The 5,991-nt window shown below is 34.9% G+C and carries 5 protein-coding genes; 4 read left to right on the plus strand and 1 reads right to left on the minus strand.

Annotated features, from left to right (window positions below; genetic code table 11):
- The coding region (locus tag Q8907_11385; GenBank protein ID MDP4274869.1) for an adenine deaminase C-terminal domain-containing protein at positions 1–751 on the plus strand (751 nt) is incomplete at its 5' end.
- A 46-nt stretch (positions 752–797) separates the two neighbouring features.
- Positions 798–2,621, plus strand: coding sequence for an excinuclease ABC subunit UvrC (gene uvrC / locus Q8907_11390; protein ID MDP4274870.1), 1,824 nt, complete (start codon positions 798–800; stop codon positions 2,619–2,621).
- A gap of 2 nt (positions 2,622–2,623) precedes the next feature.
- On the opposite strand, the gene Q8907_11395 is transcribed toward uvrC, so the two are convergent.
- Positions 2,624–3,598, minus strand: coding sequence for a polyprenyl synthetase family protein (locus Q8907_11395; GenBank protein ID MDP4274871.1), 975 nt, complete (start codon positions 3,596–3,598; stop codon positions 2,624–2,626).
- A gap of 286 nt (positions 3,599–3,884) precedes the next feature.
- On the opposite strand from Q8907_11395, the gene Q8907_11400 reads away from it, so the two are divergent.
- Both Q8907_11400 and Q8907_11405 read left to right on the plus strand, forming a co-directional pair.
- Entirely contained in the window at positions 3,885–4,334 is a 450-nt protein-coding gene (locus tag Q8907_11400) for a 6-carboxytetrahydropterin synthase (protein ID MDP4274872.1), read from the plus strand.
- A 23-nt stretch (positions 4,335–4,357) separates the two neighbouring features.
- A partial coding sequence (locus tag Q8907_11405) for a 5'-3' exonuclease H3TH domain-containing protein (GenBank protein MDP4274873.1) occupies positions 4,358–5,991 on the plus strand: 1,634 nt, incomplete at its 3' end.

Raw genomic sequence — 5,991 nt, forward strand, 5'->3', positions numbered from 1 at the left:
CCTGAAAAAAAATGATTGGGCAGATTTTATTGTGGTAAATAATTTAAAGGATTTTATAATCCTGCAGACTTATATTAAAGGTAAACCTCTGATCAAAAATGAGGCTTTAAAAAATGAAGAATTAAAGCCTGTTTTATTAAATAATTTTAATGCCGGATATATAAATCCAGAAGATATAAAAGTTGAATTTGTATCCGATTCAATGAATGTCATTGAGGCTTTTGACGGTGAATTGACTACAAAAAAGATATCTGTAAAACCTTTTGTGAAAAATAACCTGGTGGTTTCTGATCTGGATAATGATATTTTAAAATTGGTCGTAGTAAACCGGTATCAAAATCAAAAACCTAAGGTAGGATTTTTAAAAAATTTTGGCCTAAAAAAAGGAGCTTTGGCAAGCAGTATTGCCCATGATAGTCACAATATCATAGCAGTTGGTGCAAATGATGACGATATTTGCGCTGCAATTAATTCTTTGGTAGAAAATAAAGGAGGTATTGTTGCTCAAAATGGCAACGATATTTCATTGCTGCCTTTACCCGTGGGCGGGTTAATGTCGTATGAGGGACTTGAAATTATAGCTGAAAAGTATAAAGGTTTAAACAAAAAAGCCTGGGAATTTGGATGCAAGTTTAATGCACCTTTTATGACCTTATCATTTTTATCCTTGCTGGTAATCCCTGAAATTAAATTAGGCGACAGGGGACTTTTTGATGTCAATAAATTTGAATTTATCCCACTTTTTAATTAATTATTTTTCAAAAATAGTGAAATATTTTCCGCTGAATTAAAATTGTATGGAAGTTGCTAATAAAAATATTGATCATTTAAAAGAATTGGTCAAGGTTTTACCTGACAAGCCCGGAATATATCAATACTTTGATAAAAACGGAACTATAATTTATGTTGGAAAGGCAAAAAAACTTAAAAAAAGAGTTTCTTCTTATTTTAATAGAAATCATTACGACAACAATAAATTAAAAGTACTTGTAAGTAAAATTGTAGATATTAAACATATTGTTGTCAATACTGAAACAGATGCCTTATTATTAGAAAATAACCTAATTAAAAAATATCAGCCTCGGTATAATATTTTATTAAAGGATGATAAAACTTATCCATGGATTTGTGTAAAAAATGAAAACTTTCCAAGAGTTTTTTTAACAAGAAGAAAAGAGAATGATGGTTCTCAGTATTTTGGCCCTTATACTTCGATAGGTATGATACGCAATCTTCTTAAACTGATAAAAGCGCTTTATAAACCAAGAATATGTAATTATGCGTTAACTCTTGAAAATATAAAACAACATAAATTTAAGGCTTGCCTGGAATATCATATTGGAAATTGCCTGGCACCCTGCATAGGTTTACAGAGCTTGGAAGATTATAATTCTGCTGTTCAGCATATTAAAAGTATTTTAAAAGGGAATCTTACTGAAGTAATTGACTATCTGGAAAATGAAATGAATATCCTGGCTTCTGAGTTAAAATATGAGCAGGCTAAATTGGTTAAAGATCAGATTGAAATCTTGAAAAATTATCAGAGTAAATCAACAATAGTCAATCCGGATATTACCAATGTTGATGTCTTTTCAATTGACAGGGAAAAGAATTTTGCCATTGTAAATTATTTAAGAATTATTCATGGAGCAATCATTCAGGCCCATACATTGGAAATCGATACTCAGCTGGATGAAGACATAAATGATCTTCTTTTAACCGCCATCGTGGAACTAAGGGAAAGATATAATAGTATGTCAAGGGAAATTATTGTTCCTTTTCAACCGGATATTGAAGTTGAAGGGGCTAAATATTTGATACCTAAAATGGGTGATAAGAAGAAGCTGCTGGAATTATCCGAGAGGAATGTTAAATATTATAAATTGGAGAGACAAAAGAGGATTGATGAAAAAATTGGAAATAATAAAGTTCTGAATTTGTTAAAGACAATTCAGAACGATTTGCATTTAAATGAACTTCCCAAACAAATTGAATGTTTTGATAATTCAAATATCCAGGGGACCAATCCTGTTGGTTCGTGCGTTGTATTTATTAATGGGAAGCCGGCAAAGCGGCTGTATCGTCATTTTAATATAAAAACAGTTGAAGGGCCTAATGATTTTGCTTCCATGGAAGAAACCGTTTATAGGCGCTATAAAAGGTTATTGGACGAAGGGCAGCCTTTACCTCAACTGGTTGTAGTAGATGGAGGGAAAGGACAACTGAGTGCTGCAATGAAAAGTCTTGAAAAACTTAATCTGCGGGGGAAAATTGCAATTATCGGAATTGCTAAAAAACTGGAAGAAATATATTTCCCCGACGATTCAGTACCTATTTACCTGGATAAGAATTCATTATCTTTAAAAACCATTCAACAGCTGCGGGATGAAGCACACCGGTTTGGGATTACTTTTCATCGTCAGAAACGGTCTAATTCCATGATTCATTCTGAGCTTGATAATATCCAGGGAATAGGAGTGAAGAATGCCAAAAAACTGATAGAGGGATTTTCGACTGTGGCTAAAATAAAAACTGCTTCAATAAATGAATTGGAATCAGTTTTAGGAAAGTCAAAAGCACAGATTGTTTATGAATATTTTCAAAAATCTGGGGAGAAATAAGTTTATTTTTCTCTTTCTGTTGTAAAGTTTACAAATTGAATAAGTGAAAGCTTGGATTCATTATCCGGGAAAGTATTTAATAAATCCAGGGCTTTGTTTTTATATTCGTTCATTTTCTTTGAAGTATAATCAATCCCTCCGCTGGCAATAACAAAATCTATGACCTGAGGTAATTTTGAAGAATCCCGTTTGACTTTCTTAATAATTTGAATCATTGATTTTTTCGTAGAATAGGAAGCATTTTCCAGGGCATAAATTAAGGGGAGAGTCATTTTTTGTTCTTTAATATCATTGCCGGTAGGTTTCCCTAAAAGGCCTGTATTCTGATAATCGAGCAAATCATCTTTCATTTGAAAGGCAATACCCACATTGGTGCCGAATTGTTTCATGGCCTCAATTATCTGGTTGTCGGCATGTACGGAACTTGTCCCACTGGCAGCGCAGGCTGCAAGCAGGGCAGCTGTTTTCTTCTCTATTATATCCAGATATTGGCTTTCTGTAAGCATAAATTTCCTGGCATGTTCCAACTGAAGGAGTTCACCTTCGCTCATTTCTTTCACAGCATGCGAGACAATTTCCAGGATTTCCATTTCCTTGTTATTTACCGCCAGAAGAAGACCCTGGGCCAGTAAATAATCTCCGACCAAAACCGAAATTTTTGATTTCCATAAGGCATAAACAGAGAAGAATCCGCGGCGGTAATTGGAATCATCCACTATGTCATCATGAACCAAAGTCGCTGTATGAAGCAGTTCAATCAGCGAAGCTGCTGTATAGGTAGATTGGTTTATTTCACCATGCATTTTTGCTGAAAGGAAAACCATGATAGGTCGCATTTGCTTCCCTTTGCGCTGATACAGATAATTGGTTATAATGCTTAAAAGTGGACTCTGGTTGTGCATAGCTGCTTTAAATAATTTCTGAAAATTATTCATCTCTTCAGCTATAGGCGCCTTAATTTTTTCAATAGAAGACATCAAATTCCTTTTTGGTTAAAAGATTGTGTTTAATCGACTTTCATAACTAAGTAATTGATTAACACAATATTCCTTGTAAAATTAATATAAAGATTAAATTAAATACAAAAGACAATAAATTTTTATATTTGCACAAGCATCACTAAAAATAAATTAAACTGTCTTGTTTTAACTACCCTGCAAAGATAAAAATTCAGGATTGTTCTGACTGTCCAAATCATACAAAGACTTAAATTTATATAAAAGATAATTTATACTTTTCCTTAGTGCCTTTTATTTGTTCGTTATGTTAAAAATTAGAGTTACAAAATTATTCACTTTCGAGATGGCCCATGCCTTATGGAATTATGATGGTGCCTGCAGAAATATTCACGGTCATTCTTATAAACTTTATATTACCATTATTGGGGAACCCTGTACGGATACGTCAAATCCTAAGCTTGGGATGGTCATGGATTTTGGAGACCTGAAGAGGATAGTCCATGAGGAAATAGTTTCTAAATTTGATCATTCTGTTGTAATCGGAATGCAATCCCATCACAAGTTTCTGGAAAATGTGGAGCAGATGTTCGATAAATACTATGTGCTGGATTATCAACCAACATGCGAAAATCTGGTCAGCGATATCGCAAAACGAATACAAAAAAGATTGCCTGAAAAGGTTAGCCTGTTCAGTGTGAAGTTGGCCGAAACGGCTACCTCTTATGCCGAATGGTTTGCCTCAGATAACCAATAATTTTAGGGACTAAAATTTAAACTATGAAAAAACTATTTCTTCTGGATGCTTATGCTTTGATTTTTCGTTCCTATTATGCTTTTATAAATAATCCCAGGTATAACTCAAAAGGAGTCAATACTTCCGCGATTTTTGGTTTTACAAATACTTTGGATGAAGTACTCCGGAAAGAAGCACCTACTCATATTGCCGTCGTTTTTGATCCGCCTCCTCCTACATTCCGGCATAAGATGTTCGATCAATATAAGGCCAACCGGCAATCCACCCCTGAAGATATACGGAAGGCTGTCCCTTACATAAAAAGAATTATCGATGGTTATAATATCCCCATTATTCAGGTTGATGGTTTTGAGGCTGATGATGTAATCGGAACACTGGCCAAGAAATTTGAGAAAGAAGGTTTTACTGTGTATATGATGACGCCTGATAAGGATTATTCACAGCTGGTGTCGGATCATATTTTTGTTTATAAACCCCGGACCAATGGAAATAGTGCTGACATTTTAGGTAAGCCAGAAGTTAAAAGGGATTTCCTTGTAGATCAGCCGGAACTGGTAGCCGATATTCTGGCCTTATGGGGAGATGCTTCGGATAATATCCCGGGAGCACCGGGAATTGGTGAAAAAACGGCCAAGAAGCTGGTTTCAGAATTTGGGAGTGTTGAAAATATTATTGCTAATGCTCAAAAACTTAAGGGAAAGCAAAAAGATATTATCCTGAATAATCAGGAAGTAATTGCATTGTCAAAAAAGCTGACTTCAATTGTACTTGATGTTCCGGTTGAAATATCGGAAAAAGAACTGGAAAAGGTCAATATGGACAGGGTGAAACTGCAGGAAATCTTTGATGAGCTTGAATTTAAAAATTTGGCAAACAGGATTTTAAATTCAGGAATTGCAGCCAAGGCTTCAGTCATTCAGGGTTCACTTTTTCCCGAAGAAACGCCTCAGGAACTTACTGTTTCTGTGGCCAGTTCTTTAAAAACTATTAAAGATATTGAACATTCTTACTTTCTTGTTAATGAAAAAGCAGAAAGGGAAAAGTTAATCGGACTTTTAAAGGGGCAGAAAGAATTTTGTTTTGATACCGAAACAACCGGACTGGATCCACACAGCGCCGAACTGGTTGGCATATCTTTTTGTTTTCAGGCACTGCAGGCCTGGTATCTTCCTGTTCCGGAAAATAGAGAGGAGGCTTTAAATTTATTAAAAGAGTTTAAAGGACTTTTTGAGAATGAAAAAATCCGGAAAGTTGGACAGAACATAAAGTTCGATATTTTGATGCTTAAGGATTATGGTATTGAAGTGAAAGGCGAAATTTTTGATACCATGATTGCCCATTATCTGATTCAGCCTGAGTTGCGGCATAATATGAATTATCTTTCAGAAATATACCTTCACTATGATCCTGTCCATATTGAAAGTCTGATTGGAAAAGCGGGAAAGGACCAGAAAAGTATGCGACAGGTTCCTGTTGAAACCATCAAGGAATATTGCTGCGAAGATTCTGATGTTACTTATCAGTTAAAGGAGATTCTGGAAAAGGAATTAAAAGAAAAGGCTTTTATTGAGCTGGCTGAAAAGGTTGAATTTCCTCTGATTTATACTTTGGCCCAGATGGAGTGGAACGGAATGAAACTGGATGTGCCGACTTTATC

Source organism: Bacteroidota bacterium (genome assembly GCA_030706565.1).
Lineage (GTDB): Bacteria > Bacteroidota > Bacteroidia > Bacteroidales > JAUZOH01 > JAUZOH01.